Raw genomic sequence first — 24,330 nt, 5'->3', positions numbered from 1 at the left:
TGTGAAGAAGACCTCGACGCCGGTGCTGCCGGCGCGGACGGCCCCGGGTGACGAACCGCTGCTCGCCGTCGACGACCTGCACGTGGAGTTCGCCACCCGCCACGGCGTCGTCAAGGCGGTCAACGGGGTCAGCTACTCGCTGAGCCCCGGCGAGACCCTCGCCGTGCTCGGCGAGTCCGGCTCCGGCAAGTCGGTGACCGCGCAGGCCGTCATGGGCATCCTCGACATGCCGCCGGCCCGCATCCCCCGCGGTGAGATCCGCTTCCGCGGCACCGACCTGCTGCGGCTGCCGGAGGACCAGAGGGCGCAGGTCCGCGGCCAGCGCATCTCGATGATCTTCCAGGACGCGCTCTCCGCGCTGAATCCGGTGTTCACCGTGGGCTGGCAGATCAGCGAGATGTTCCGGGTCCACCGCGGCATGTCCCGCCGCGACGCCACGAAGAAGGCGATCGAGCTGATGGACCGGGTCCGCATCCCCGCGGCCCGGCAGCGGGTGAACGACTACCCGCACCAGTTCTCCGGCGGCATGCGCCAGCGCATCATGATCGCGATGTCGATCGCGCTCGACCCGGAGGTGCTGATCGCCGACGAGCCCACCACGGCGCTCGACGTGACGGTGCAGGCCCAGATCATGGAGCTGCTCGCCGAACTCCAGCGCGAGAGCAACATGGGCCTGATCCTCATCACCCACGACCTCGGCGTCGTGGCGGACGTGGCCGACAAGATCGCGGTCATGTACGGCGGGCGGATCGTGGAGAACGCCCTGGTGCACGACATCTACCGCGCGCCCGCCCACCCGTACACCAAGGGCCTGCTGGACTCCATCCCCAGGGTGGACCTCAAGGGCCAGGAGCTGTACGCCATCAAGGGCATGCCGCCGAACCTGCTGGACATGCCGCGGGGCTGCGCCTTCCACCCCCGGTGCCCCTACCGTCAGGACGACTGCGTCACCGACGCGCCACCGCTGTACGAGATCGGGCCGACCCGGGGCAGCGCGTGCCACTACTGGAGGGAGGTCCTCGATGACAGCCGAAGGTGAGCCGATCCTGGAGGTCCGCGACCTGGTCAAGCACTTCCCGCTGCACCAGGGCGTCCTGCTGAGGAAGCAGGTCGGCGCGATCAAGGCCGTCGACGGGGTCTCCTTCGACCTGCGCCGCGGCGAGACGCTCGGCATCGTCGGCGAGTCCGGCTGTGGCAAGTCCACGCTGGCCAAGGTGCTGATGGCGCTGGAGCGGCCGACCTCCGGCTCGGTGAGGATCAACGGCCGGGAGATCGCGAACGCGAAGGGGGCCGAGCTCAAGAGGGTCCGCCGCAACATCCAGATGGTGATGCAGGACCCGTACACCTCGCTGAACCCCCGGATGACCGTGGGCGACATCATCGGCGAGCCGTACGAGATCCACTCCGAGGTCGCGCCCAAGGGCGACCGCCGCCGCAAGGTGCAGGAGCTGCTGGAGGTCGTGGGGCTCAACCCCGAGCACGTCAACCGCTACCCGCACCAGTTCTCCGGCGGGCAGCGCCAGCGCATCGGCATCGCCCGCGGCCTGGCGCTCCAGCCGGAGATCATCGTCTGCGACGAGCCGGTGTCCGCGCTCGACGTGTCGATCCAGGCACAGGTCGTCAACCTGCTGGAGCGGCTGCAGCGGGACTTCGGCCTCGCCTACGTCTTCATCGCCCACGACCTGTCGGTGGTCCGCCACATCTCCGACCGGGTCGGCGTGATGTACCTGGGCAAGATGGTAGAGATCGGCACCGACGTGGAGATCTACGACCGGCCCGCGCACCCGTACACCCAGGCGCTGCTGTCGGCGGTGCCGGTGCCCGACCCCGACGGGCGGGAACGGCGCGAGCGGATCGTGCTGCAGGGCGACCCGCCGTCCCCGGCCAGCCCGCCGTCGGGCTGCCGGTTCCGCACCCGGTGCTGGAAGGCGCAGGACATCTGCGCCCAGCAGGAGCCGCTGCTGCAGATCAGGCCCGGTACCGGGCACGCCAGCGCCTGCCACTTCGCCGAGACCCACGACGTGGTGCACGTGTAGGGGTTCTCTCCGGCCGCACGGCCCGTACGGCCCGTACGGCGGGCCGTCGCGTGACGCGCCGGCCGTACGGTCCGGCGGTCGTGTACGGCCCCATGCCGGAAAACGGCCGAGGGCGGTGCCCCGCACGGTGACGTGCGGGGCACCGCCCCTTTCCGGTACTCGGAGAAGCCGGCCGGCGCCCGCCGCAGTGCGCGGGACCGGCCGGCGGCACCGCTCCTTAGAGGATGCCGATGCCCAGGTTGCCGACGCCGACGAGGCCGCCGATGCCCGTGCCGTTGCCCACGACGCCGGTGCCGGGGCTGAGGGTGTTGATGTTGTTGCCGCCGCCGAGGAAGCCGCCGCCACCGGGGACGAGCCCGCCGCCCCAGCCGGCGCCGCCCCAGCCGCCGCCGGCCCAGCCGCCGCCCCAGCAGCTGCCGCCGACGCCCCAGCCGCCGCCGAAGCAGCTGCCGCCGCCGATGACGCCGCCGCCGAAGCAGTTGGCGCCGCTGGCGATGGCGACCGGGGTCGAGGTGACGACCTGGCCGTAGGTGACGGTGCTGGTCGGGATGAAGGCGCTGCCCCCGCAGCAGTTGGCCGTCTTGGCCGTGGACGCCGAGGCGGCGACGGCCGGGGCGAGGACGGCGAGGCCGACACACGCCGAGGTGACGAGAAGACGACGAATCATTTGTGTTCCCCCCGAAAGGAAATCGCGCCAGTGATTGGCCTTGGAACTCCGCGTATGCGCGTGACCACGCGAAGTAGCGAGAGTGAGACTATCCAGCGGCGCGTCTACGGGCGGTGCCGAGAAGGTCAGGCGGCGGCAATGATCGCAGCACCATAGGCGGGCAGACAGTGAGATAAAGCCCGCCTGGCACCGCGCGGCCGCGACCGCCGCGACCCCCGCGCCCGGGGCCCCCGGCGGCCGGAACCGGAGACGGCCCCGGACCGCGGAGGCGGCGCGGATCAGGGGTGAACCGACACGGCCCCGGGCCGCGGGGGCGGCGCGGATCAGGGGTGAACCGACACGGCCCCGGGCCGCGGGGTGCGGCGCGGGTCAGGTGTGGACCGACAGGCGCACGTGGGCGCCGGGGGGCAGGCCGAGTCGCTGCGAGGCGTCGCCCGCGTGGACCGCCAGCGACAGCAGCCCCGCCGAGTCGGTGAAGGCGACCAGCTCGCCCGGCGCGACGGCGGCGAACGTCTCACGGAACGGCACGGTGACGTGCCGCCTGCCCAGCCAGACCACCAGCGTGCTCCCGGGACGCGCGCCCAGCGTGGCCAGGTCGCCCCCGGTGACCGAGAGCTGGGTGTTGCCGTGGCCGTCCACCGACAGCACCTCGCCCTCCACCGCGCCCTCGTGCAGTCGCGAGGTCGGCGCGGGCAGCGAGACCAGCCGGTCGAGCGGGATCGGCGGCCCCACCTCGGACGGCCTGTGCCCGACCGTCAGGAACGCCGCGACGGGCGCGAAGACGTCGCGGCCGTGGAAGGTCGGTGAGACGGGCCGGTGGAAGAACTCCTCGTTGGTGAGCTCGTAGGCCGCCCGCGCGCCGCCGTTCGCCTGGACCGCCCACGACAGCACCCCGTTGTCCGGCCCCAGGAACACGTGGTCGCCCGCCTCGACCGCCACGGCGCGCCGGGCCCCGCCCCCGGGATCCACCACGGCGATGTGGACGGCGGGCGGCATGTGGGGGACCGTCTGCGCCAGGATCGCCGCCGCACGCCGTACGTCCCCCGTCGGGACCTGGTGGCACACGTCGATGATCCGCGCCTCCGGCGATATGCCGACGATCACGCCGTGGCAGGAGGCGACGTAGCCGTCCTGCAGGCCGTAGTCCGTGAGAATGGTGATGACTGAGGTCACACCTGGTGACTGTACGTCGGGGCCTTCGCCGTGAACAGGCAGAAATTCCGGACTATCCTGACTTCCGGGCGCGCACTCGGCGTGGTCGCCGGGTGCCCGACCGAGGAGGAGGGCGATGGACGGCGCACCGGTCCCCGGCGACGGCGAAGGCGCCGGACGCGAGCCGGACGCCCGTGGACTCACCGGGCGGGAGCGGGAGCTGCTGGCCTTCGAGCGCCGGTGGTGGCGCCGTCCCGGCGCGAAGGAGCAGGCCATCCGGCAGACCTTCGGCGTCTCGGCCACCCGTTACTACCAGCTGCTCGGCGAGCTGGTCGACCGGCCGGAGGCGCTGGCCCAGGACCCGATGCTCGTCAAGCGTCTGCGCCGGCTCCGTGAGACGCGCCGTCGTGACCGGGACGTCCGCCGCTCCGGCCCGTCGGCCCCGCCCGGCACCTCCTCTCCGTCCGACGCCCCACGCGACGCTCCGCCCGGCGAGCCCGGTGATAGCCCCCATTTCGGATAAATCATCAAATGGAGGGGTACGGCACAGCGAGCGGGCACCCCGGCGGACGCCGGTGAGCCGGGAGACGACGGCGAGCCGGTGATCCGCACGAGACGCGGTGATCCACATGAGACGCGGTGAGACACGGTGATCCGGCGAGACGGCCGGGCCGACGACGGAGCGAGCGAGCATGACCACTGACCTCCCTGACGGACTGCGCGCGATCACGGCCGACCCCGCCGGGGCGGTGATCGGGGTCGACTTCGACGGCACGCTCGCCCCGATCGTGCCCGACCCCGCCGACGCCAGGATCCACCCGGACGGCGTCGCCGTACTGACCAGGCTCGGCCGTCTGGTCGGCGCCGTGGCGATCGTCACCGGGCGCCCGGCGGCCACCGCCGTGGAGTACGGCTCCCTGGCCGGGATACCCGGGGTCGTCGTGCTCGGCCACTACGGCCTCGAACGCTGGGAGGCGGGAACGGTCACCTCGCCGCCGCCGCACCCCGGCCTGGACCGGGCGCGGGCGGGCCTGCCCCGGCTGGTCGAGCCGTTCGACGGGGTCGTGGTCGAGGACAAGGAGCGGGCGCTGGCCGTGCACACCCGGCGGGCCCACGACCCCCAGGGCGTTCTCGCCGCGCTGCGCGACCCGGTCGCCGAGCTGGCCGTCGAGACCGGGCTGGCGGTGGAGCCCGGCAAGTTCGTGCTGGAGCTGCGGCCGCCGGGAATGGACAAGGGGATGGCGCTCGGCGCGTTCCTGCGCGAGCGCGGCGCGCGCTCGGTGCTGTTCGCCGGCGACGACCTCGGCGACATCGCGGCGTTCGAGGCCGTACGGACGTCGGGCCTGCCCGGCGTGACGGTGTTCAGCGGGTCGGCCGAGCTGGAGGTGGAGGCCGACATCGTGGTGGACGGGCCCGACGGGGTGATGAAGCTGTTCGCCTCGATCGCCGACACGATCGAATCCGGGGACGCGGACCGGGCCTGAACCGGGCACGGGCGGGCCCGCGGCGCGGCGCCGGTCGAGGGACGGCGGAGGTCGAGGGACGGCGGAGGTCGAGGGACGGCGGAGCGGCGGAGCACGGCGCGCCGGCCGCGGCGGGCAGGTCGCCAGGCGCGGGGCCCGGCGGTCAGCCCAGGGAAGCGAGCTGGTCGGTGAACCAGCGGCGCGGGGGCAGCGCCGTGGCCGCCGCCGTCAGCCGCGCGCCCCTGCGGACGCGGTCGGCCTCCGGCATGACCAGGCTCCGGTGGATGGCGGTCGCCGTGGCCGACACGTCGAAGGGGTTGACCAGCAGCGCGTTCTCGCCCAGCTCGGAGGCGGCGCCCGCCTCACGCGACAGGATCAGCGCGCTGCCCGGCGACAGCAGCGGCCCCTCCTTGGCCACCAGGTTCATGCCGTCGCGGATCGGGTTGACCAGCATCACGTCGGCCAGCCGGTAGGCGGCCAGCGAACGCGGGTAGTCGTCGTTGACGTTGAGGATCAGCGGGCTCCAGTCCTCGGTGGCGTACTCGTCCTCGATCTCCTGGGCGCAGCGCTGCACCGCGGCGGTGTACTCGCGGTACTCGGGCAGGTCGTGGCGGGAGGGGTAGGCGAACGCCAGGTGCACCACCCTGCCGTGCCACTCCGGATGATCCGCCAGGAACTCCCGGTAGGCCGACAGGCCCCGCACGATGTTCTTGGACAGCTCCGTCCGGTCGATCCGCACGATCAGCTTGCGGTCGCCCACCTGGTCGCGGAGGGCCGCCATGTGCGACTCGACGTCGGGCTCCGAGGCCCGCGCCCACAGCGCCTCGCCGTCCACCCCCAGCGGGTGCACGCCGATCCGGGTGGTCCGGCCGCCGTGGGTGACGGTGCGGTGCACGCGGTCCACCCGGGCGTCGAGCACCGCCTCGCAGCAGTCCATGAAGGCCCCGGCCCACCGGCTGGTGAGGAAACCGGCCCGGTCGGCGCCGAGGATGCCTTCGAGCAGCTCGACCCGAAGGTCGTCGGGGAGCAGGGAGAAGTACTCCGGCGGGGCCCAGGGGGTGTGCGAGAAGTGCGCCACCCGCAGGTCGGGCCGCTCGCCGCGCAGCATGGCCGGGACCAGGGACAGGTGGTAGTCCTGGACCATCACCCGCGCCTCGTGCGGCGCCTCCTCGCCCAGCGCCGTCGCGAACGCCTCGTTGTACGCCTGGTAGGACTCCCAGTCGCGGCGGAACCTCGCGTCGAACTGCGGCCGGTTGGGCGTGTCGTAGAGCAGGTGGTGGACGAACCACAGTGTGGAGTTCGCCACCGTGTTGTAGGCGCGGTGGAAGGTCGCCGGGGGGATGTCGAGCATCCGCACCGCCCCGGTGTCGAAACCCGTGTGGTCGAGCCGGCCGCCGGGCGCCAGCCGTACGGCGCCGCGGTCGCCGTCGGACAGCGCGGCGCAGATCCACAGCAGGTCGATGTCCCGCGACACCTCCGACAGGCCCGACACCAGGCCCCCTCCGCCCCGGCGCATGGTGAGGGAGCCGTCGTCGGCGAGGGTGAAGGAGACGGGGCCGCGGTTGGAGGCCAGCAGGATGGGGCCGCTCATCGGGATCCCTTCGGCTGAGGGACGCGCTTGCCTGGACTGAAAAGGTTAGCCGGACCTGGGGCAGAATGCCCTGGTCTTCCACCTGTACGGGTTACCGGGGGGATCGCTCCCGCCTCATCCGCCGGGGCGCCGGAGGCCGCCGGATGAGGGTGAACGGTCAAGGCGACGCCAAGGGAAGGGCGGCCGGAGCTTAGGATGGATCGACCGTGACCGCCGATCAGGAGCTTCGTGATGGCGCTGGACGAGACGACCGAGGAACTGGCCCGGCTGGCCGCCCGAGGTGATCACCGCGCGCTCGGCGAGCTGCTGAAACGGATCGAGCCCGACATCCTCCGGCACTGCGGACGGATCCTCCCCTACCGGCAGGACGCCGAGGAGGCGTGCCAGGACACCCTGCTGGCGGTGGCGCGGAACATCGGCCGGTTCGAGGGACGCGCCCGGTTCAGCACGTGGCTGCACATCATCACCGCCAACTGCGCCCGCACCACCTACCGCTCGCTGAAGCGGCGCTCGGCCGAGCAGAGCTCCGACGAACTGCCGATGCAGCGGCCCGACGTCGCCCGGGTGAGTGTGATCGCCGGCTCACGGCTCGACCTGCTGGACGCGATGGAGGCGCTGGAGGCGGAGAAGCCCGACCTCGCCCAGGCGCTGGTGCTGCGCGACATCTGTCAGCTCGACTACAGCGAGGTGGCCGAGCAGCTCGGCATCCCGCTCGGCACCGCCAAATCGCGCATCCACCAGGCGCGCAAGTACGTCCAGGGAGCCCTGGGCGACGCCTACGGCTTCTGAGGCCCCGCTCCGGGACACACCCGCCGCCCGGTCACCCGAAACCCGGCGGCCCCGGGAACGCTCCCGCGCTCACGTCTCGCCCGGCTTCTGAGGCGTCGTTCCGCGGATGCGACCGCGTGCCGTCCGGCTTCCGGGTCTCCGCTCGGAGGCGTCCCCGCGTGTCGTCCGGCTTTCCCGGCCTTTCGCCTGATGGGCGGATTAGAGTGGTGCCGCCCGTACCCGGTGATCGGCCGTGGTGCGCGCCGGTCTCCCCTCGCGCCGTGTCCGTCAGCGCCAGGGGAGAGATCCATGCTTCGCAGACGTCCAGTCGCCGTGGGGTGCGTCCTCGCGGCCGTCGCCCTCGTCGTGACGACCCCCGTGGCTCCGGCGTTCTCCGCGGCCCAGGATGTCGGTAAGGCGCAGGAACTCCGGAACCCCCTGAGCTCCGGGGGCGCTTCGAGCGCCCGGAGCGTCCGGAAACCGCCGCACGGCATGATCGAGGCGCTCCAGCGCGACCTCGGCCTCACGGCACAGGAGGCCCAGGCCCGGCTGGACAACGAGATCCGGTACGCGCCGATCGAGGCCCGGCTCCGCCGGGAGCTCGGGGCGGGTTTCGGCGGCTCCTGGCTGGAGGGGAGGGTCGCGCAGGTGCTGATCGTGGCCACCACCGACCTCGCCGCGGCTCCCCTGATCACCACCGCGGGCGCCCAGCCCAAGATCGTCGCCCGGTCGCTGGCCCGGCTCACCGCGGTCAAGGACGAGCTCGACAAGGATCTGGCCGCCGCGGGAGAGGCGGGCGGTTTCGCCAGGTACGTCGATGTCCGCACCAACCAGGTGGTCATCCGTACGACCGTGCCGGAGCAGACCCGCAACCTCGTCGGGCTCACCGGCGTGAGCCAGGAGGCGGTGCGGGTGGAGGCCTCGGCCAGGCGGTTCCGGCCCCTGTACGACCTCCGGGGCGGCGACGCCTACCGCATCGACAGCGCGTGGCGCTGCTCGGTCGGCTTCTCCGCCACGAAGGGCGCCCAGAACGGCTTCGTCAGCGCGGGACACTGCGGCGACGCGGGCAGCGTCACCACCGGGTACAACAACGTCGCCCAGGGCGTCTTCGAGTGCTCCAGCTTCCCCGGCGACGACCACTCCTGGATCACGGTGAACACGAACTGGCGGCCCACCCCGGACGTGGTCAGCACCGGCGGCACGATCGGCGTCACCGGCTCCCGGGAGGCGATCGAGGGCGCGTCGGTCTGCCGGTCCGGCTCGACGACCGGCTGGCACTGCGGCACCGTACGGCAGCGCGACGTCACCGTCGTCTACGACGAGACCCAGACGGTCTCGCAGCTCACCCTCACCGACGCCTGCGCCGAGCCGGGCGACTCCGGTGGGCCGTTCGTCTCCGTCGACCAGGCCCAGGGGGTCCTGTCGGGCGGCAACGGCAACTGCACCGCGGGAGGCGAGACGGTCTTCCAGCCGGTCACCGAGATCCTCTCCGCCTACGGCGTGAGCCTGGTGGTCGACGAGCCCGTCCCGCCGGAGACCGGCTGCGCCTGCCCCTGCTACCCGCGGCGGGTGGCCGGGACGCTCAGCGTGGGCGGTCTCGCCTACCAGCCGAGCGGAAGCTACTACCGGACCACGGCCTACAGGCTGCACACCGGCTGCCTGGAGGGCCCGGCGGGCAGCGACTTCGACCTCTACCTGCAGAGGTGGAACGGCCGGAGCTGGGTCGTCGTGGCGAGCGACACCGGTCCGGCCGCCGACAAGTCGATCTCCTATCTCGGCGCGGCCGGCCGCTACCGCTACCGGGTGAACGCCCGCACCGGTTCCGGCCCCTACACGCTGGGCTACACGAACACCGCCCCGCTTCCGCCGGCGGTCCCGGTGACGCCGGGAACCCCGGACACCCCGGGCGCCCCGGCTCCCGGAACCCCGGCTCCGGGCGTCACGGCAGCTCCGGAGACCCCGACCGCTTCGGGAACCCCGAGCGCCCCGGAGACCGCTGAGGCCGTACGCGGCTGTCACGGAGGCGCCGCGCCGTCCACGCGGTCCGGCGGGGAGCCGGCGGCCGGCGGGCTCGCCCAGCCGGAACCGGAGTGCGCCTGCCCGTGCTACCGGACCACGACCCCGGGGACGCTCGCCCTGGGCCGCTCCGCCTACCTGCCGAGCGGCGGCTACTACCGGACGACGGCGACCGAGGTCCATCTGGCGTGCCTGGACGGCCCCGACGGCAGCGACTTCGACCTCTACCTGCAGAGGTGGAACGGCCGGAGCTGGGTCACCGTGGCGAGTGAGACCGGTCCGAACCCCGACGAGACGCTCCGCTACCAGGGACCGGCCGGCCGCTACCGCTACCGGGTGACCGCCGCGAGCGGCTCCGGCGGCTACACGCTGGGCTACCAGCACGACCTGCCCTGAAGGACGGACCCCCGGGAGGTCGTATGTTCCACGGTCGCGCCGTAGCCGCCGGATGTGCCCTCTTCTCCGCCGCCGTGCTCGCCGCCGTCACGCCCTCGGCGGTCCGGGCGGAGCCCGAGCCCCTGGCCGCCGTCCGGGACGCCCCGGTCGTACGGTTCCCGGCGGCGCGGCCCGAGCGCGGAGCCCTCGCGGGTCTCCCCGCGGCGCGGCCCGGCCGCGGAGCCCGCGTGCGCCCCGCCGCGGTCCGGTCTCGGCACGACTCCACGGAGCGCGGAGGGCGGGCGCGGCAGGCCGGGCGGGCGGGCCTGCCGTACAACGCGCCGCCGCCGGGCATGCTCCAGGCCCTCCAGCGCGACCTCGGCCTCAGCGCCGAGCAGGCCCAGGCCCGGCTGCTCAACGAGATCCGCCTGGCTCCGGTCGAGGCGAGACTGCGGGTGGCGCTCGGCGACCGCTTCGGCGGCTCGTGGTTCCAGGGAACCGTCGCGCAGAACCTCGTGGTGGCCACCACCGACCCCGACGACATCCCCAAAATCGTCGCCCAGGGCGCTCATGCCGAGGTCGTCGAGCACTCGCTGGTCGAACTCGGCGCGGTCAAGGACAAGCTCGACGCCGCGCTGCCCGCCCGCCCGACGGGCGGGGGGAGCGTGCGCTACGTCGACGTGCGGAACAACAAGGTCGTCGTGCTGTCCGAGGAGCCGGTGCAGACCGAGGCCGTCATCAGGGACATCGGCGTGGACGGCAGGACGATCGTGGTGGTGCCGTCCACCGAGCGTCCCCGGCCGCTCTACGACCTGGTGGGGGGCAGCCCCTTCTACGTCGGGGTCTCTCTGCGCTGCACGGTCGGCTTCTCCGTGCTCCACGGCGGCGCGGGCGGCTTCGTCAGCGCCGGCCACTGCGGCAAGGTGGGAGAGAAGACCAACGGCTACAACCGGGTGCCCCAGGGCGTCTTCCGGGGGTCGGTGTTCCCGTCGAGCGACTTCTCCTGGATCCAGGTCAACGACGACTGGACGCCCAAGCCTACGGTGGGCAACGCCGACGGCGGCGTCCTGCCCATCGCCGGGGACCGGCCGGCCATCGAGGGGGCGTCGGTGTGCCGGTCCGGCTCCACCTCCGACTGGTACTGCGGTCTCATCCTGCAGCGCGACGTCAGCGTCTCCTATCCGCAGGGGAACGTCTTCGGGCTGACCCGCACCAGCGTCTGCGCCGACCGGGGCGACTCCGGCGGCCCGTTCGTCTCGGTGGACCAGGCCCAGGGGGTGCTCTCCGGCGGCTCCGGCTCCTGTTTCCCGGGCTCCGGGTTCAGCTACTTCCAGCCGGTCGCAAAGATCCTCTCGACGTACGGCCTGACCCTGCTGACCGTCGACGGCACCCTGCGGCCGACCACGGGCACCTGCACCGGCTACCCCGACTCCGCCCAGAGCGTCCTTCCGGCGGGGCAGGCCGCCTACCGGCCCGTGAACCCCCGGAACCGGGCGAGGAGCGGCTACTACCGGTCGAGGACCGCCGGGACCCACTACGGCTGCGTGAACTCCAACGACGGCACCGACGTCGACCTGTACCTGGAGAAGTGGGCGGCCGGCTCCGGCTGGCGGACCGTCGCCTCCTCGGTCAGCCCGTACCCCTTCGAGACGATCACCTATGAGGGCACGCCCGGCTACTACCGCTACCGGGTGGTCGCCGTGGCGGGCGGCGGGCCCTTCCTCCTGGGGTACCGTCACCCGTGACGGGCCTTTTCACCGTCCGTCGTCCGGGGAATGACACGCGTCGTCTCGCACAGTGAGACATCTGGTCAGAACGCCCGGCGGCCGGGGTAAAGTGCGAGAGACCCGTTCATCGGGTCCACAACTTCATATTGCTCATCCAGAGGGGTGGAGGGACCGGCCCTGCGAAGCCCCGGCAACCCTCCCGGTTCAAACTCGCGACATGGCGGGGTCGGCCGGGACAGGTGCCAATTCCGGTCCGTGGCCAGGGTGGTCGCGGACGAAGATGAGGGAAAGGCCTCGCTTCATGGCGCTCGCAGAAACACGGATCCCCACCTCCGCCCCCGTCTCCGCCGGCACCGCGCCCGACGGCCGCTTCGGCCCCGCCGTGGCCCTCTCCTGCCGGGAGTGCGGCACCCGCTACGACCTCGGCCCGAGCTTCGCCTGTATCGAGTGTTTCGGCCCCCTGGAGATCGCCTACGACTTCGGGCGCGTCACGCGCGAGCAGATCGCCGCCGGTCCGGCGAACATCTGGCGCTACCGCGCGCTGCTGCCCGTCCCGGAGAACGTCGCCGCCCGGCCCAACACGGAGCCCGGCTGGACCAGGCTGGTCGACGCGGGCAACCTCGCCCGCGAGCTGGGCCTGCGCTCGCTGCACGTGAAGGACGACTCGGGCAACCCGACGCACTCGTTCAAGGACCGCGTGGTGGCCATCGCCGTCGAGGCGGCCCGCAACTTCGGCTTCCACACCCTGTCGTGCTCCTCCACCGGCAACCTCGCCGGCGCGGTGACCTCGGCCGCCGCCCGCGCCGGGTTGGACGCCTGCGTGTTCATCCCCGCCGACCTGGAGCAGGCCAAGATCGTCATGGCCTCGGTGTACGGCGGGAAGCTCGTCGGCATCGAGGGCACCTACGACGACGTCAACCGGTTCTGCTCGGAGCTCATCGGCGACGAGCTGGGTGAGCGGTGGGGCTTCGTCAACGTCAACCTGCGCCCGTACTACGCCGAGGGCTCCAAGACCCTGGCGTACGAGATCGCCGAGCAGCTCGGCTGGCGACTCCCCGACCAGATCGTCGTCCCGGTGGCGTCCGGCTCCCAGCTCACGAAGATCGACAAGGGGTTCAAGGAGCTGATCGCGCTCGGGCTCGTCGAGGAGAAGCCCTACCGGATCTTCGCCGCGCAGGCCGAGGGCTGCTCGCCGGTCTCGGCCGCCTACAAGGCGGGTCACGATGTGATCCGCCCGGTACGGCCGGACACGATCGCCAAGTCGCTGGCCATCGGCAACCCGGCCGACGGCCCCTACGTGCTGGACATCGCCCGGCGCACCGGCGGCGCGGTGGAGGACGTCACGGACGCCGAGATCGTCGCCGCGATCAGGCTGCTGGCCAGGACCGAGGGCATCTTCGCCGAGACCGCGGGCGGCGTCACGGTCGGCGTGCTGCGCAAGCTGGCCGCCGAGGGGCGGCTCGACCCCGACGCCGAGACCGTGGTGCTCAACACCGGTGACGGCCTGAAGACCCTCGACGCGGTGGCGGGCGAGGCCCGTCCCACCGCGGTCATCCGCCCCTCGCTTGACGAATTCCGCTCGGTCATCGCCTGAAATCACCGGAAAGGTGCTTAATAATGAGTGTCTCTGTACGGATTCCGACAATTCTCCGGACGTACACCGGTGGTGCGGCCGAGGTGAACGCCGAGGGTGAGACCCTCCGCGAGGTGCTGCGGAAACTCGACGCCGACTTCCCCGGGATCGGCGCCCGGATTCTCGACGACTCCGGCAAGATTCGCAGGTTCGTCAACGTCTATGTCGGCGATGAGGACGTCCGCTTCGCCGACAACCTGGACACCGCGACGCCGTCCGGCGTCCAGATCTCCATCATCCCGGCGGTCGCCGGGGGCTGACCCCGTCGTCCCCGCGCTCCGGGCCGCCGTCCCGTACGGCGCCCGCCGACGCCCGCTCCGGCCTGGCCGGGGCGGGTGTCGCGCTTTCGGGAGGATGTCCATATCGGCGCTTGTTGAAATAATGCAATATTTGATCAGCGGGCCCGATGGCAAAACTATGTTCTCGTGCTGCATTCGTACGTAAAGCGGCAGTTTGCTGGTTGACTCTGTTGCCCTACGGCGTACCACAGGTATGGTCGAGAACGATCGACGCAGGCGATGTGTCCGCCTCGGAGATTGAGGACGTCGCGAGAGGAATGGGCGATGTCCTCAAGTCCAGTAAGAGGAGTCGGAAGTGGCGCAAGGCACCGTCAAATGGTTCAACGCGGACAAGGGCTACGGCTTCATCGCGGTAGACGGTGGTAAGGATGTGTTCGTCCATTACTCCGCGATCATGATGGACGGCTATCGCGCACTCGAACAGGGCCAGCGGGTCGAGTTCGAGATCACCCAGGGGCAGAAAGGCCCGCAGGCGGAGTCCGTGAGGGCCGTCTGAGGCAGCCGTCCCCCCGGACGCGCAAAAGGGGCGCGCCGGACGGACCCCCGTGGCAGCGCAGTCCACGCGGGCCCTCGGCGCGCCGGCCCGGTCCACCGTGTCCCCTCGGAGGGCCGGGCCCTCGCCGTACCGGGGTCTCTCCGTGCCGGAGGCCCGAATCCGCCGGGACACGGCGGCCGGGATCCGGTCGCGCGGGGCGGTGGCCGGGGGCGAGACCGTGCGGGGCGTCCGCCGTAACGGGTCGTCGCGGGAGGCCGTCACCTCCCGGGCAGGTCAACGCGACGTCGCTTGCACTCGACAGGGTAGAGTGCTAAATAGTTTGTTGGCACTCACCGAGGGCGAGTGCCAACCCTGGATCGGGACGATGGGATCCGCCGAACGGAGTCGCGGATCCGAATGCCGTCGCGGGCGTCGGCTCGATCCGGTGCAAGCCACCCTGTGTTCGGGAGGTCTAGCCGTATGGCAGCCAAGATGATCGCGTTTGACGAGGACGCCCGGCGCGGTCTCGAGCGTGGTATGAACCAGCTCGCGGACGCCGTCAAGGTGACCCTGGGCCCGAAGGGCCGCAACGTCGTCCTGGAGAAGAAGTGGGGCGCCCCCACGATCACCAACGACGGTGTGTCCATCGCCAAGGAGATCGAGCTCGAGGACCCGTGGGAGAAGATCGGGGCCGAGCTCGTCAAGGAAGTCGCCAAGAAGACCGACGACGTCGCCGGTGACGGCACCACCACCGCCACCGTCCTCGCGCAGGCCCTGGTTCGCGAGGGTCTCCGCAACGTGGCCGCCGGCGCCAACCCGATGGGCCTGAAGAAGGGCATCGAGGCCTCCGTCGAGCGTGTCTCCGAGGAACTGCTCAAGCTCGCCAAGGACGTGGAGACGAAGGCGCAGATCGCCTCCACGGCCTCCATCTCCGCGGGCGACCCGCAGATCGGCGAGATGATCGCCGAGGCGATGGACAAGGTCGGCAAGGAAGGCGTCATCACCGTCGAGGAGAGCAACACCTTCGGCCTGGAGCTTGAGCTCACCGAGGGCATGCGCTTCGACAAGGGCTACATCTCGCCCTACTTCGTCACCGACCCGGAGCGTATGGAGGCCGTCCTCGACGACCCGTACATCCTCGTCGTCAACTCGAAGATCTCCGCGAACAAGGACCTCCTTCCCGTCCTCGACAAGGTCGTGCAGTCCGGCAAGCCGCTGCTGCTGATCTCCGAGGACGTCGAGGCCGAGGCCCTGGCGACCCTGGTCGTCAACAAGATCCGCGGTCTGTTCCGCTCGGTGGCCGTCAAGGCCCCCGGCTTCGGCGACCGCCGCAAGGCCATGCTGGGCGACATCGCCATCCTGACCGGCGCCCAGGTCATCAGCGAGGACATCGGCCTCAAGCTGGAGTCCACCACGCTCGACCAGCTCGGCCGGGCCCGCCAGGTCATCGTCACCAAGGACGAGACCACCATCGTCGACGGCGCCGGCGACGCCGAGCAGATCGCCGGCCGGGTCAACCAGATCCGCGCCGAGATCGAGAACACCGACTCCGACTACGACCGCGAGAAGCTCCAGGAGCGTCTCGCCAAGCTGGCCGGCGGCGTGGCCGTCATCAAGGCCGGCGCGGCGACCGAGGTCGAGCTCAAGGAGCGCAAGCACCGCATCGAGGACGCCGTCCGCAACGCGAAGGCGGCCGTCGAGGAGGGCATCGTCCCCGGCGGTGGCGTGGCGCTGCTGCAGGCGGGCGCCAAGGCGTTCGACAAGCTGGAGCTGACCGGCGACGAGGCCACCGGTGCCGCGATCGTCCGCAAGGCCCTGGAGGAGCCGCTGAAGCAGATCGCCGTCAACGCCGGCCTCGAGGGCGGCGTCGTGGTGGAGAAGGTGCGCAACCTCACCCCGGGTGAGGGCCTGAACGCCGCCACCGGCGAGTACGTCAACATGTTCGAGGCGGGCATCCTCGACCCGGCCAAGGTGACGCGTTCCGCGCTGCAGAACGCGGCGTCCATCGCGGCGCTGTTCCTCACCACCGAGGCCGTCATCGCCGAGAAGCCGGAGAAGACCCCGGCCGCTCCCGCGATGCCGGGCGGCGGCGACATGGACTTCTAGTCCATCGCCCCACGCGAACGAGAAAGGCGGCCCCGGATCCCCGGGGCCGCCTTTCCGCTTCTCTGCTTTCCCGCGACCCTTCCGCGCGCCTTCCGCGCGCCTTTCGCGGGCCGTGTCACGGCCGGGCCGACGCCGTACGCCACCCGGTCGCGGAGGGCGGGCGGCGTCAGCGCAGCCGGGCGGGCAGGTCGCGGGCGTGCAGGACGGTCAGAGAGGTGACCGCGCGGGTGAGGACCACGTAGAGACGGGCCAGGCCGCGCGGCTCGGCGTCCACGATGTCGGCCGGCTCGGTCACGATCACGTGGTCGTACTCCAGGCCCTTGGCCAGGGACGCCGGCACCACCAGCAGGCGGTGCTCCTCGACGGAGTCGGGGCCCAGCACCCGGTGGTCCAGGCCGGCCAGTGACGCCGACGCGGCCGCGACCGAGGCGTCCGGGACGATCACGCCGATCGACCCCTCCCGCGCCAGGACCTCCCGCACCGCCTCCGGCAGGGACGCGGCGAGGTCGGGCACCCGCCGTACCGTCAGGGAGCCCGCGCCGGGCCGCAGCGAACGGGGCGCGGCCAGGCCGGGGGCGACGTCGGGCAGCAGCCGGGCGGCGTAGTCGAGGACCTCGCGCGGCACGCGGAAACCGAGGGTCAGCTCGGTGACGGCGCCGCTCTCGAAGCCCAGGTGCGTGAGGACCTCCGTCCACGAGCGGGCCGACCAGGGGGTGGTGCCCTGCGCCAGGTCGCCGAGTACGGTGGCCGACCCGGTACGGCACCGCCGCCCGAGCGCCCGCAGCTGCATCGCCGACAGGTCCTGGGCCTCGTCCACCACCAGGTGCCCCAGGACGGGCGTCCGCTCGATCAGGTCGGCCAGCTCGTCCATCAGCGCGCCGTCGGCCGCCGACCACTTCGCCGACCGGTACGACTTGGCCGGCTTGGCCCACAGCAGCAGGGCCTGCTCGTCGGCGGTGAGATCGTCCTTCGCGGCGGCGGCCAGGAAATCGGGGTCGCTGAACAGCCGGTGGAGCACCTGCTGCGGGGTCAGCTTGGGCCACACGGCGTCCACGAGCTGCTTGACCGGCTTGGAGCGGGCCACGGCGTCCTGCACCCGGTCGTCGGGGGACTCGCCGCGCTGCTCCATCCGGACCAGCACCGTGTGGGCCAGCCGCTGGGCGAGGGCCGCGCGGCCGGGGCCGTAGCGGGTGGTGCCGCGCAGCGAGGCGACGATCTCGCGGACCTCGTGGTCGGCGACCCGGTAGCGGTTGACGCCCTTGGTGAACAGCAGTCCCTCGGCCGGCTTGACGACGTGCGCCCACAGGGCGCGGCGCAGCACCGGCGCCATCCGTGCGTCGCCCTTGATCGTCCCGACGGCCGGGTCCTCCGGTGCGGCGTACTCGCCGAGGATCCCCGCGACGGTGGTCTGGTCGACCTTGACCTCGCCCAGCGCGGGCAGCACCGAGGAGATGTAGGCGAGGAAGGCGCGGTTGGGCCCGACGATCATCACGCCGGACCTGGCGAGCTTCTCCCGGTGGGTGAACAGCAGGTACGCGGCACGGTGCAGGCCGACGGCGGTCTTCCCGGTGCCCGGCGCCCCCTGGACGCACACCGTGCCGCCCAGGTCGGACCGGACGATCTCGTCCTGGTCGGGCTGGATGGTCGCGACGATGTCGCGCATCGGGCCGGAGCGGGGACGCTCGATCTCCTCGGTGAGGATCCTGCTCTCCATGAGCGTGCCGCCCCCGGTGAGCGGCTCGTCCTCGTAGGCGGTCAGGTCACCGCCGTGGTAGCCGAACCGGCGGCGCAGTTCCACGCCCATCGGGTCGGCCGGAGTGGCCTGGTAGAACGCCCGCGAGACCGGAGCCCGCCAGTCGATCACCAGGGGACGGCTGCGCTCGTCGTGGACGTGCCGGCGCCCCACGTAGACGGTGCCGGGGAGGTCGTCGCCGCCGGTGCGGTCGAGGCGGCCGAAGAACAGGGGGGTGCCCGAGTGGTCGGCCAGCGCCGCGACGCGCTGGTCCAGCAGCGCCTGGAGGACCTGCTGGGAGACCCAGTCGCCGGCGGCGTCGGAGGACAGGGACTGGGCGTGCTCGCGCATCGCGCGCAGCGCCGCCCGGGAGACGGCCAGGTGGCGGCGCTCGGCGTCGAGGACCGTCGCGGCGTCCGCGCCGTCGGCGCCGGCTCCGGGGCCGGACTCGTCGGGGTGGCCGGATCGGCCGGATCGGCCGGATCGGCCGGGGTCGTCGGGGCCGTCGGCTATGTCGGGGGCCAACTGGTGCGCGGGCATACGGAAACGCCTCCCATGCGGTCAACGGAGGTGGTCAGGCAGCGAACCGAACAGCTTAGCCCCGGGTTCCGGACGTCTCAAAGCGATTAACGCGCGACTGGGACCCGGCGCGGTGGGTATCGCGACGGTCGTGCCGATCGTCGGAGCCGGAATCCCAGCCTCCGTACGGACCGGCGGGACGGAGGACCGCATGGGGGGTGTCCAGAGGAACGTTCCAATTCCCTCGGTAATCCCTTTTGCACCCTCCGTCACACTACTCGAAAATCGCAAAAAAGGGGAGCAAATCTGGTGACTCCCGCAGATCATGGGGGTATGTCGCCAATGGCCACCGGCGGCCTTGTCGAGGGGGTGGTGTGGTTGCCGAAGACTCGCGGTATCTCGTGGACCTGACCGGTCGATGGACCGGTACATGTGAGGGCGTGCTCGCCTGGCGGTGTCACTCGCCGGCGAGCACGTCGTCAGCGTCGATGATCTGGTAGGCGTATCCCTGCTCGGCCAGGAACCGCTGACGGTGGGCGGCGAAGTCCTGGTCGACGGTGTCCCGGCTGACCACCGAGTAGAAGCGGGCGCCGCCCCCGTCCGACTTGGGACGCAGCACCCGGCCCAGCCGCTGGGCCTCCTCCTGGCGCGAGCCGAAGGTGCCCGACACCTGGATGGCCACCGCGGCCTCCGGGAGGTCGATGGAGAAGTTCGCGACCTTCGACACCACCAGGACCTGGATCTCCCGGTCGCGGAACGCCTGGAAGAGCCGCTCCCGCTCCTTGACCTTCGTCTCACCCTTGATCACCGGGGCGCCCAGGTGCTCGCCCAGCTCGTCGAGCTGGTCGATGTACTGGCCGATGACCAGCACCTGCTCATCCGGATGCCGCCGGACCAGCGCCTCGGAGACCCGCAGCTTCGCCGGCGTGGTCGCGCAGAACCGGTAGCGCTCCTCGGCCTCGGCCATCGCGTACGCGAGCCGCTCCGACTCGCTCAGCGTCACCCGCACCTCGACGCAGTCGGCCGGGGCGATCCATCCCTGGTTCTCCATCTCCTTCCACGGCGCGTCGTAGCGCTTGGGACCGATCAGGGAGAACACGTCGCCCTCCCGGCCGTCCTCCCGCACGAGCGTCGCGGTCAGGCCGACCCGCCGCCGGGCCTGCAGGTCGGCGGTCATCCGGAAGATCGGCGCGGGCAGCAGGTGCACCTCGTCGTAGACGATCAGACCCCAGTCGCGGGCGTCGAACAGCTCCAGGTGGCGGTAGACGCCCTGCCTGCGGGTGGTCATCACCTGGTAGGTGGCGATGGTGACCGGCCGGATCTCCTTCTTCGTGCCGGTGTACTCGCCGATCTCGTCCTCGGTCAGCGAGGTCCGCCGGATCAGCTCCTGCTTCCACTGGTGCGCCGAGACCGTGTTCGTCACCAGGATCAGCGTCGTCGCCTGGGCCTGCGCCATCGCCGCCGCACCCACGATCGTCTTGCCCGCGCCGCAGGGGAGCACCACCACGCCCGACCCGCCGTGCCAGAACGCCTCGGCGGCCTCACGCTGGTAGCCGCGCAGGGTCCAGCCGTCCTCGGCCAGGCTGATCGGGTGACGCTCTCCGTCGACGTACCCGGCGAGGTCCTCGGCCGGCCAGCCCAGCTTGAGGAGATGCTGCTTGATGTTGCCGCGTTCGCTGGGGTGGACCGCCACGACGTCGTCGCCCAGCCGCTCGCCCAGCAGTGGCTGGATCTTCCGGGAGCGCAGTACCTCCTCCAGCACGGCGCGGTCGGTGCTGGTCAGCACCAGCCCGTGGACCGGGTGCTTCTCCAGGCGCAGCCTGCCGTAGCGCGACATGGTCTCGGCCACGTCCACCAGCAGCGCGTGCGGGACGGGGTAGCGGCTGTAGCCGATCAGCGCGTCGATCACCTGCTCGGCGTCGTGCCCGGCGGCCCGCGCGTTCCACAGCGCCAGCGGGGTCACCCGGTAGGTGTGCACGTGCTCGGGGGCGCGTTCGAGCTCGGCGAACGGCGCGATCGCCTTGCGGCACTCGTCGGCCCGCTCGTGCTCGACCTCCAGCAGCAGGGTTTTGTCCGATTGCACGATGAGTGGTCCGTCGGTCAAGGCTTCTCCCTCGTTGCGCGGCCGGCGAACCCATGCTCGCATCGGCGGAAGGGCGGCCGGCGTGTTCCGGGCCCGCGTCGTGGATCCGCCGCGGATCCGTCATGAATCCGCCGCGGCGGGTGTCCGTGTGGCCGGCCCGGATGGCGGTGTCGTCCCGCTCTCCGTGTGCGGCTCCCCGATGTTCAACGGATACGGGCACCCGATAAGTCCCCGACCGGAGCCCGAGTCCCCGACCCGAGCCCTGACCCGAGCCGTGACCCGCGCCCCCGACCCGACCCGAGCCCCCGACCGGGGCCGGCGGCCCGAGCGGAGCCTGAGCCCTGAGCGGGGCCTGGATCCCGAGCGGGGCCTGGGTGCTGACGGGGCCGACGGTCAGTCGAAGGCGCCGTTCATCCCGGCGATGATCACTCCGCCGACGCCCAGGATGAGGAGGCCGACGTTGATGCCGATGCTGATCCAGGTCCACTTGAGGAGGTTCCTGGCGGACTGCGGCTCACGCTCGACCTTGCTCAGCGCGATGCCGGACAGGATGGCTCCGGCGATGCCGCCCAGGCTGACGTAGCAGCTCAGGGCGAGGATGATGCTGATCACCAGCGCGACGATCGCGTGGGTCCGCACGCCGTCGTTGCCGCCCTGCGGCGCGGGGCCGTAGCCGTAACCGCCGTAGCCGCCGTGGCCGTACCCTGGGGCGGACTGCCCGTATGAGGAGGGGTCGCCGTACCCCTGGCCGCCGTACCCCTGCTCGCCGTACCCCTGGCCGTACGGCTGGCCCGGCGGGGGGTACTGGCCGCCGTACCCCTGGCCGCCCGGCGGCGTGCCGTATCCGGGGGCCTGGCCGTAGTCGTGGGACTGACCGTGTCCGGGGGCCTGGCCGTGGTCGCCGGACGGGCCGTATCCGGGGGTCTGGCCGGGACCGGAGCCGTACGGGCTCTTCCAGTCGTCCGGGTTGTGGTTGGGGCCTTCGGGGTGACCGCTGCTCACTGTGGATCTCTCACTTCGGTTGGGCAGACCAGTTTCAACAGATATCACGATATGAGGCCGGGTTCCCGGCCACAGCGGAACGGCGCGCGCGTCATTCGACGCCCGCGATGCCGGTGATGCGGTGCAGGGCGAAGCGGTGCACCGCCGCCCGGGTCTCGTCGTAGGCGGTGAGGTAACCACCCTCCATCCGGGCGGGCTCCAGGATCCGGCTCGTGGCGTTTCCCTGGGAGTCGAGATAACCGATCCAGACCTGGGAGCCCTGCCGGATGGCCTCACGCAGCGCGTCGACGGTGGCGGTCGAGGGGGAGCGGGGCGGCCGGCCCTCCGGCGGGCTCACCGGGGCGCGGCGCGAGCGGTGGGCCGCGTCCCCGGCCCGCACGGCCCGGACCGCCGCCGCGACCACGTCGGCCTCCAGACCGGTGAACGTGACCGGCGGGCGGACGGAGGGCTGGCCCTCGGTCCGCCGGACGTCGAGCCGGGTGATGATGACGTCGCCCTCCAGCGACTCGGCCGCCGGGGCGTACCCCATCGCGCGCAGCGCGTCGAGGAGCGTCTGCCGGGACGCCTTGGAGGCGATCACCGTGGGGGCCAGGCGGCGCAGCCGCAGCGGCAGCGAGCGCCGGTCGGCCATCACCTCGTCCAGCAGCGAGGGGTCGTCGCAGCGGACGTAGGCGCTCGCCGTGCCGACGCGCATCCGGCCGTGGCGGCGGGCCACGTCGGTGACGAGGTAGGTCAGCGGCTGCGGCACCGGCGTGGTCGAGTGGCGCTCCAGCATGGCGAGGATCTCGTCGGCGCCCTGACCGGCGTCCAGCGCCCGCCGGAGCGACCCCTCGCCGAACCGGTAGACGGTCGCGCCGCCGGTGGACTCCACGTCGGCGGCCAGCGCCAGCCACCGCCTCAGCTCGCCGGTGAGCGGGCCGGGGGCGACGGCGGTCAGGTCGGCCTGCAGGAGCACGTGGTCGAGCGGCTCGGGCAGCAGCGGGAGCAGCAGCTCGCCCGCGGTGCCCGTACGGACGCCACCGGGCTCGCCGGACCCGCGGGGATCGTCGGAGCCGCCGGGCTCCGCGGGATCCCGGTGGTCGAGGACGCCGGGGAGCAGCGCCCGGCCGTGGCCGGCGAGCACGCCGAGACCGGTGACCCCGAGCTGCTCGGCCTCGCGGAGGGTGAACTCCACCAGCCGGTCGCGCCGCTCGCCGCGGCGACGGGGCTGCTCCCAGGTCAGGCGCTCACGCACCGACGCGAGCGTCGGCGCCACCCCGGGACCAGCGACGGCCAGCACGCCCAGCGTGGTGGTGCGGACCTCGGAGGCCACGGAGGTGCGCAGGTCGGGATGGAGGGCGTTGAGCAGCCGGTCACGCTCGTCGCGGTCGCCGATCATGCCCGGCACCCGGTCCATGGTCAGCCACATCGTGGCCAGCGCCACCCAGCGGTCCTCGGTGCCCTTCACCCGCCAGGCGTCGTAGGCGGGGGTGGGCAGCCACTCGCCGTCGACCGAGCCGCTCGCGGCCACCAGCCCGGCGGCGTGCGTCACCTCGATGACCAGGCCCGCCGCCCACTCGGGCAGGTCGAGCAGGGCCGCGCACCGCTTCAGGTCGCGTACGGCGAGGCCGCCCCCGCGCAGCACGCCCGGCGGGTCCGCGCTCCAGTGCTCGCACAGCTCCTCCACCGAGCGGGTGAACGCGAACGCCTGCCCCGCCGCCGTCCGGTCGGCGAGCCCGGGATCGCGCGCGGGACCCTCCAGCGCGGGCGGGAGCGGAGAGAGGTCGCGGTGGATCCGGCCGCCGCGCAGGAACAGACCCACCTCGCGCGGCAGGACGACGGTCTCCTCACCGGTGGCGGCCAGCAGCGCGCGGGAGAGGAGCTGGTCGATCGGCGACCGGGCGGTGGCGGCCCGCACCTCGCGGCGGGCGTTGGGGACCCGGCCGCTGGCCGGACCCCAGGCCAGCTCGTCGAGGGCGGCGCGGGCCTGCCGTGAGACCTCGCCGAGGAGGCGGCCGACGGTCGCGTCGTCACCGAGCAGCGCGGCGAGTGCCTCCCGCGCGCCGGCCCGCTCGCCGACCGCAGCCGGGGTGGCGCCGTTGAGTGCGCCGACGTCGTGGATCAGCTCCGCCAGGCGCTCCGCGGAGTGGTGCCGGAACGCCTCGGCGGCCGGAGGGCCGAGCCCCGCGGGGGCGTCCAGGGCCTCCCGCACGCCGGGCGCCGGGGCCAGGGCGCGGTCGGTGCCGTAGATGAGGGCGAGGGTCCGCAGCCGCTCGACCGTCTCCCGGAGCGCCGCCCGGAACGGCCGCCCGGCGGCCCCGGGCAGCGCCTGGGCCAGCCTGCCGCGCAGGACGTCGTAGCCGACGGGCTCGGGGAGCACGACCAGCGTCTCCAGGACCGCGAGCGCGAACCGGTCGAGCCGGTCGAGCACCCGGGCGACCGCCGACGGGCTGCTCGCCCGCCCGGCCAGCCCCTCGATGTGAGCCGGGACGGGGGTGATGAGCTCGGGACGCGCGGCGACGAGCGCCCGCAACCGGTCGTCGCTCCGGCCGCGCAGCCATTCGGTGAACTCCGTGCTCATTCCGTCCATGGTAGGAGGCGTCCCCGACAAAGGCTCAAGTGCTCATGGGGACGGGACCGGGCGCCGGACCGGTCTCGCCGGCGCGGCCCTGGTGGGAGCACCGTGGAAGCCGCCGACGTTCCCGAC

General features: G+C 72.4%; 17 protein-coding genes, 1 pseudogene and 1 riboswitch. Of the genes and pseudogenes, 11 read left to right on the top strand and 7 right to left on the bottom strand.

Annotation, left to right across the window (positions count from 1 at the left end; genetic code table 11):
• Window position 1: 1 nt before the first annotated feature.
• Both ACFYSC_RS07165 and ACFYSC_RS07160 read left to right on the top strand, forming a co-directional pair.
• A complete protein-coding gene (locus tag ACFYSC_RS07165; RefSeq protein WP_389957889.1) occupies window positions 2-1,039 on the top strand; it encodes an ABC transporter ATP-binding protein in 1,038 nt (345 codons plus the stop codon).
• Window positions 1,023-2,036, top strand: a complete 1,014-nt coding sequence (locus ACFYSC_RS07160; protein WP_389957887.1) for an ABC transporter ATP-binding protein — start codon at window positions 1,023-1,025, stop codon at window positions 2,034-2,036. The genes ACFYSC_RS07165 and ACFYSC_RS07160 overlap by 17 nt, the downstream gene beginning before the upstream one ends.
• A gap of 217 nt (window positions 2,037-2,253) precedes the next feature.
• Here the strand turns inward: ACFYSC_RS07160 and ACFYSC_RS07155 are convergent, their stop codons facing one another.
• Window positions 2,254-2,703, bottom strand: a complete 450-nt coding sequence (locus ACFYSC_RS07155) for a hypothetical protein (protein WP_389957884.1) — start codon at window positions 2,701-2,703, stop codon at window positions 2,254-2,256.
• Window positions 2,704-3,072: 369 nt separating this feature from the next.
• Window positions 3,073-3,876 carry an S-adenosyl-l-methionine hydroxide adenosyltransferase family protein gene (locus ACFYSC_RS07150; RefSeq protein WP_389957882.1) on the bottom strand — a complete coding sequence of 268 codons (804 nt, stop codon included), beginning with the start codon at window positions 3,874-3,876 and terminating at the stop codon, window positions 3,073-3,075.
• A gap of 115 nt (window positions 3,877-3,991) precedes the next feature.
• On the opposite strand from ACFYSC_RS07150, the pseudogene ACFYSC_RS07145 reads away from it, so the two are divergent.
• Both ACFYSC_RS07145 and otsB read left to right on the top strand, forming a co-directional pair.
• Window positions 3,992-4,288: pseudogene (locus ACFYSC_RS07145) on the top strand (DUF3263 domain-containing protein); the annotation flags it as partial.
• Window positions 4,289-4,547: 259 nt separating this feature from the next.
• Complete coding sequence (otsB, locus tag ACFYSC_RS07140) at window positions 4,548-5,339, top strand: trehalose-phosphatase (protein ID WP_389957879.1); 792 nt, start codon at window positions 4,548-4,550, stop codon at window positions 5,337-5,339.
• Between the two features lie 142 nt (window positions 5,340-5,481).
• On the opposite strand, the gene ACFYSC_RS07135 is transcribed toward otsB, so the two are convergent.
• Window positions 5,482-6,909 carry a trehalose-6-phosphate synthase gene (locus ACFYSC_RS07135; protein WP_389957876.1) on the bottom strand — a complete coding sequence of 476 codons (1,428 nt, stop codon included), beginning with the start codon at window positions 6,907-6,909 and terminating at the stop codon, window positions 5,482-5,484.
• Window positions 6,910-7,140: 231 nt separating this feature from the next.
• Here ACFYSC_RS07135 and ACFYSC_RS07130 point away from each other — a divergent pair, with 231 nt between their 5' ends.
• From ACFYSC_RS07130 to groL, 7 genes are all read left to right on the top strand, one after another.
• Window positions 7,141-7,698 (top strand): RNA polymerase sigma factor, encoded by a 558-nt coding sequence (locus tag ACFYSC_RS07130; protein ID WP_362931289.1) that lies wholly within the window; start codon window positions 7,141-7,143, stop codon window positions 7,696-7,698.
• Window positions 7,699-7,986: 288 nt separating this feature from the next.
• Complete coding sequence (locus ACFYSC_RS07125; RefSeq protein WP_389957873.1) at window positions 7,987-10,089, top strand: trypsin-like serine protease; 2,103 nt, start codon at window positions 7,987-7,989, stop codon at window positions 10,087-10,089.
• Window positions 10,090-10,112: 23 nt separating this feature from the next.
• Window positions 10,113-11,813 (top strand): alpha-lytic protease prodomain-containing protein, encoded by a 1,701-nt coding sequence (locus ACFYSC_RS07120; RefSeq protein WP_389957870.1) that lies wholly within the window; start codon window positions 10,113-10,115, stop codon window positions 11,811-11,813.
• 129 nt (window positions 11,814-11,942) lie between these two features.
• Window positions 11,943-12,082, top strand: a riboswitch (SAM riboswitch).
• A gap of 14 nt (window positions 12,083-12,096) precedes the next feature.
• On the top strand, window positions 12,097-13,389 hold the full coding sequence (thrC, locus tag ACFYSC_RS07115) for a threonine synthase (RefSeq protein ID WP_389957868.1): 1,293 nt from the start codon (window positions 12,097-12,099) through the stop codon (window positions 13,387-13,389).
• Between the two features lie 23 nt (window positions 13,390-13,412).
• Window positions 13,413-13,688 carry a MoaD/ThiS family protein gene (locus ACFYSC_RS07110; protein WP_362931297.1) on the top strand — a complete coding sequence of 92 codons (276 nt, stop codon included), beginning with the start codon at window positions 13,413-13,415 and terminating at the stop codon, window positions 13,686-13,688.
• Window positions 13,689-14,022: 334 nt separating this feature from the next.
• Complete coding sequence (locus ACFYSC_RS07105) at window positions 14,023-14,223, top strand: cold-shock protein (RefSeq protein WP_012895270.1); 201 nt, start codon at window positions 14,023-14,025, stop codon at window positions 14,221-14,223.
• Between the two features lie 459 nt (window positions 14,224-14,682).
• Window positions 14,683-16,308 (top strand): chaperonin GroEL, encoded by a 1,626-nt coding sequence (gene groL, locus ACFYSC_RS07100; protein WP_362931299.1) that lies wholly within the window; start codon window positions 14,683-14,685, stop codon window positions 16,306-16,308.
• Window positions 16,309-16,474: 166 nt separating this feature from the next.
• Here groL and ACFYSC_RS07095 read toward each other — a convergent pair whose 3' ends face one another.
• The 4 genes from ACFYSC_RS07095 to ACFYSC_RS07080 form a co-directional block, all read right to left on the bottom strand.
• The gene (locus ACFYSC_RS07095) at window positions 16,475-18,580 is read right to left on the bottom strand and encodes a HelD family protein (RefSeq protein ID WP_389957864.1); all 2,106 of its coding nucleotides are present in this window, start codon (window positions 18,578-18,580) and stop codon (window positions 16,475-16,477) included.
• A gap of 436 nt (window positions 18,581-19,016) precedes the next feature.
• A complete protein-coding gene (locus ACFYSC_RS07090) occupies window positions 19,017-20,705 on the bottom strand; it encodes a DNA repair helicase XPB (RefSeq protein ID WP_389957862.1) in 1,689 nt (562 codons plus the stop codon).
• Between the two features lie 330 nt (window positions 20,706-21,035).
• A complete protein-coding gene (locus tag ACFYSC_RS07085; protein ID WP_389957860.1) occupies window positions 21,036-21,644 on the bottom strand; it encodes an MgtC/SapB family protein in 609 nt (202 codons plus the stop codon).
• 91 nt (window positions 21,645-21,735) lie between these two features.
• Window positions 21,736-24,204 carry a helicase-associated domain-containing protein gene (locus ACFYSC_RS07080; RefSeq protein WP_389957857.1) on the bottom strand — a complete coding sequence of 823 codons (2,469 nt, stop codon included), beginning with the start codon at window positions 24,202-24,204 and terminating at the stop codon, window positions 21,736-21,738.
• Window positions 24,205-24,330 lie beyond the last annotated feature (126 nt).

The organism is Streptosporangium sp. NPDC004379 (assembly GCF_042873875.1).
Lineage (GTDB): Bacteria > Actinomycetota > Actinomycetes > Streptosporangiales > Streptosporangiaceae > Streptosporangium.
This window is presented reverse-complemented; position numbering and strand designations above follow the sequence as displayed.

Coding starts and splice junctions, on each gene's coding strand:
- ACFYSC_RS07160 (WP_389957887.1), top strand. CDS start 1,023: ATGACAGCCGAAGGTGAGCCGATCCTGGAGGTCCGCGACCTGGTCAAG.
- ACFYSC_RS07155 (WP_389957884.1), bottom strand. CDS start 2,703: ATGATTCGTCGTCTTCTCGTCACCTCGGCGTGTGTCGGCCTCGCCGTC.
- otsB (WP_389957879.1), top strand. CDS start 4,548: ATGACCACTGACCTCCCTGACGGACTGCGCGCGATCACGGCCGACCCC.
- ACFYSC_RS07135 (WP_389957876.1), bottom strand. CDS start 6,909: ATGAGCGGCCCCATCCTGCTGGCCTCCAACCGCGGCCCCGTCTCCTTC.
- ACFYSC_RS07130 (WP_362931289.1), top strand. CDS start 7,141: ATGGCGCTGGACGAGACGACCGAGGAACTGGCCCGGCTGGCCGCCCGA.
- ACFYSC_RS07125 (WP_389957873.1), top strand. CDS start 7,987: ATGCTTCGCAGACGTCCAGTCGCCGTGGGGTGCGTCCTCGCGGCCGTC.
- ACFYSC_RS07120 (WP_389957870.1), top strand. CDS start 10,113: ATGTTCCACGGTCGCGCCGTAGCCGCCGGATGTGCCCTCTTCTCCGCC.
- thrC (WP_389957868.1), top strand. CDS start 12,097: ATGGCGCTCGCAGAAACACGGATCCCCACCTCCGCCCCCGTCTCCGCC.
- ACFYSC_RS07110 (WP_362931297.1), top strand. CDS start 13,413: ATGAGTGTCTCTGTACGGATTCCGACAATTCTCCGGACGTACACCGGT.
- groL (WP_362931299.1), top strand. CDS start 14,683: ATGGCAGCCAAGATGATCGCGTTTGACGAGGACGCCCGGCGCGGTCTC.
- ACFYSC_RS07095 (WP_389957864.1), bottom strand. CDS start 18,580: ATGCCCGCGCACCAGTTGGCCCCCGACATAGCCGACGGCCCCGACGAC.
- ACFYSC_RS07090 (WP_389957862.1), bottom strand. CDS start 20,705: ATGCGAGCATGGGTTCGCCGGCCGCGCAACGAGGGAGAAGCCTTGACC.
- ACFYSC_RS07080 (WP_389957857.1), bottom strand. CDS start 24,204: ATGAGCACGGAGTTCACCGAATGGCTGCGCGGCCGGAGCGACGACCGG.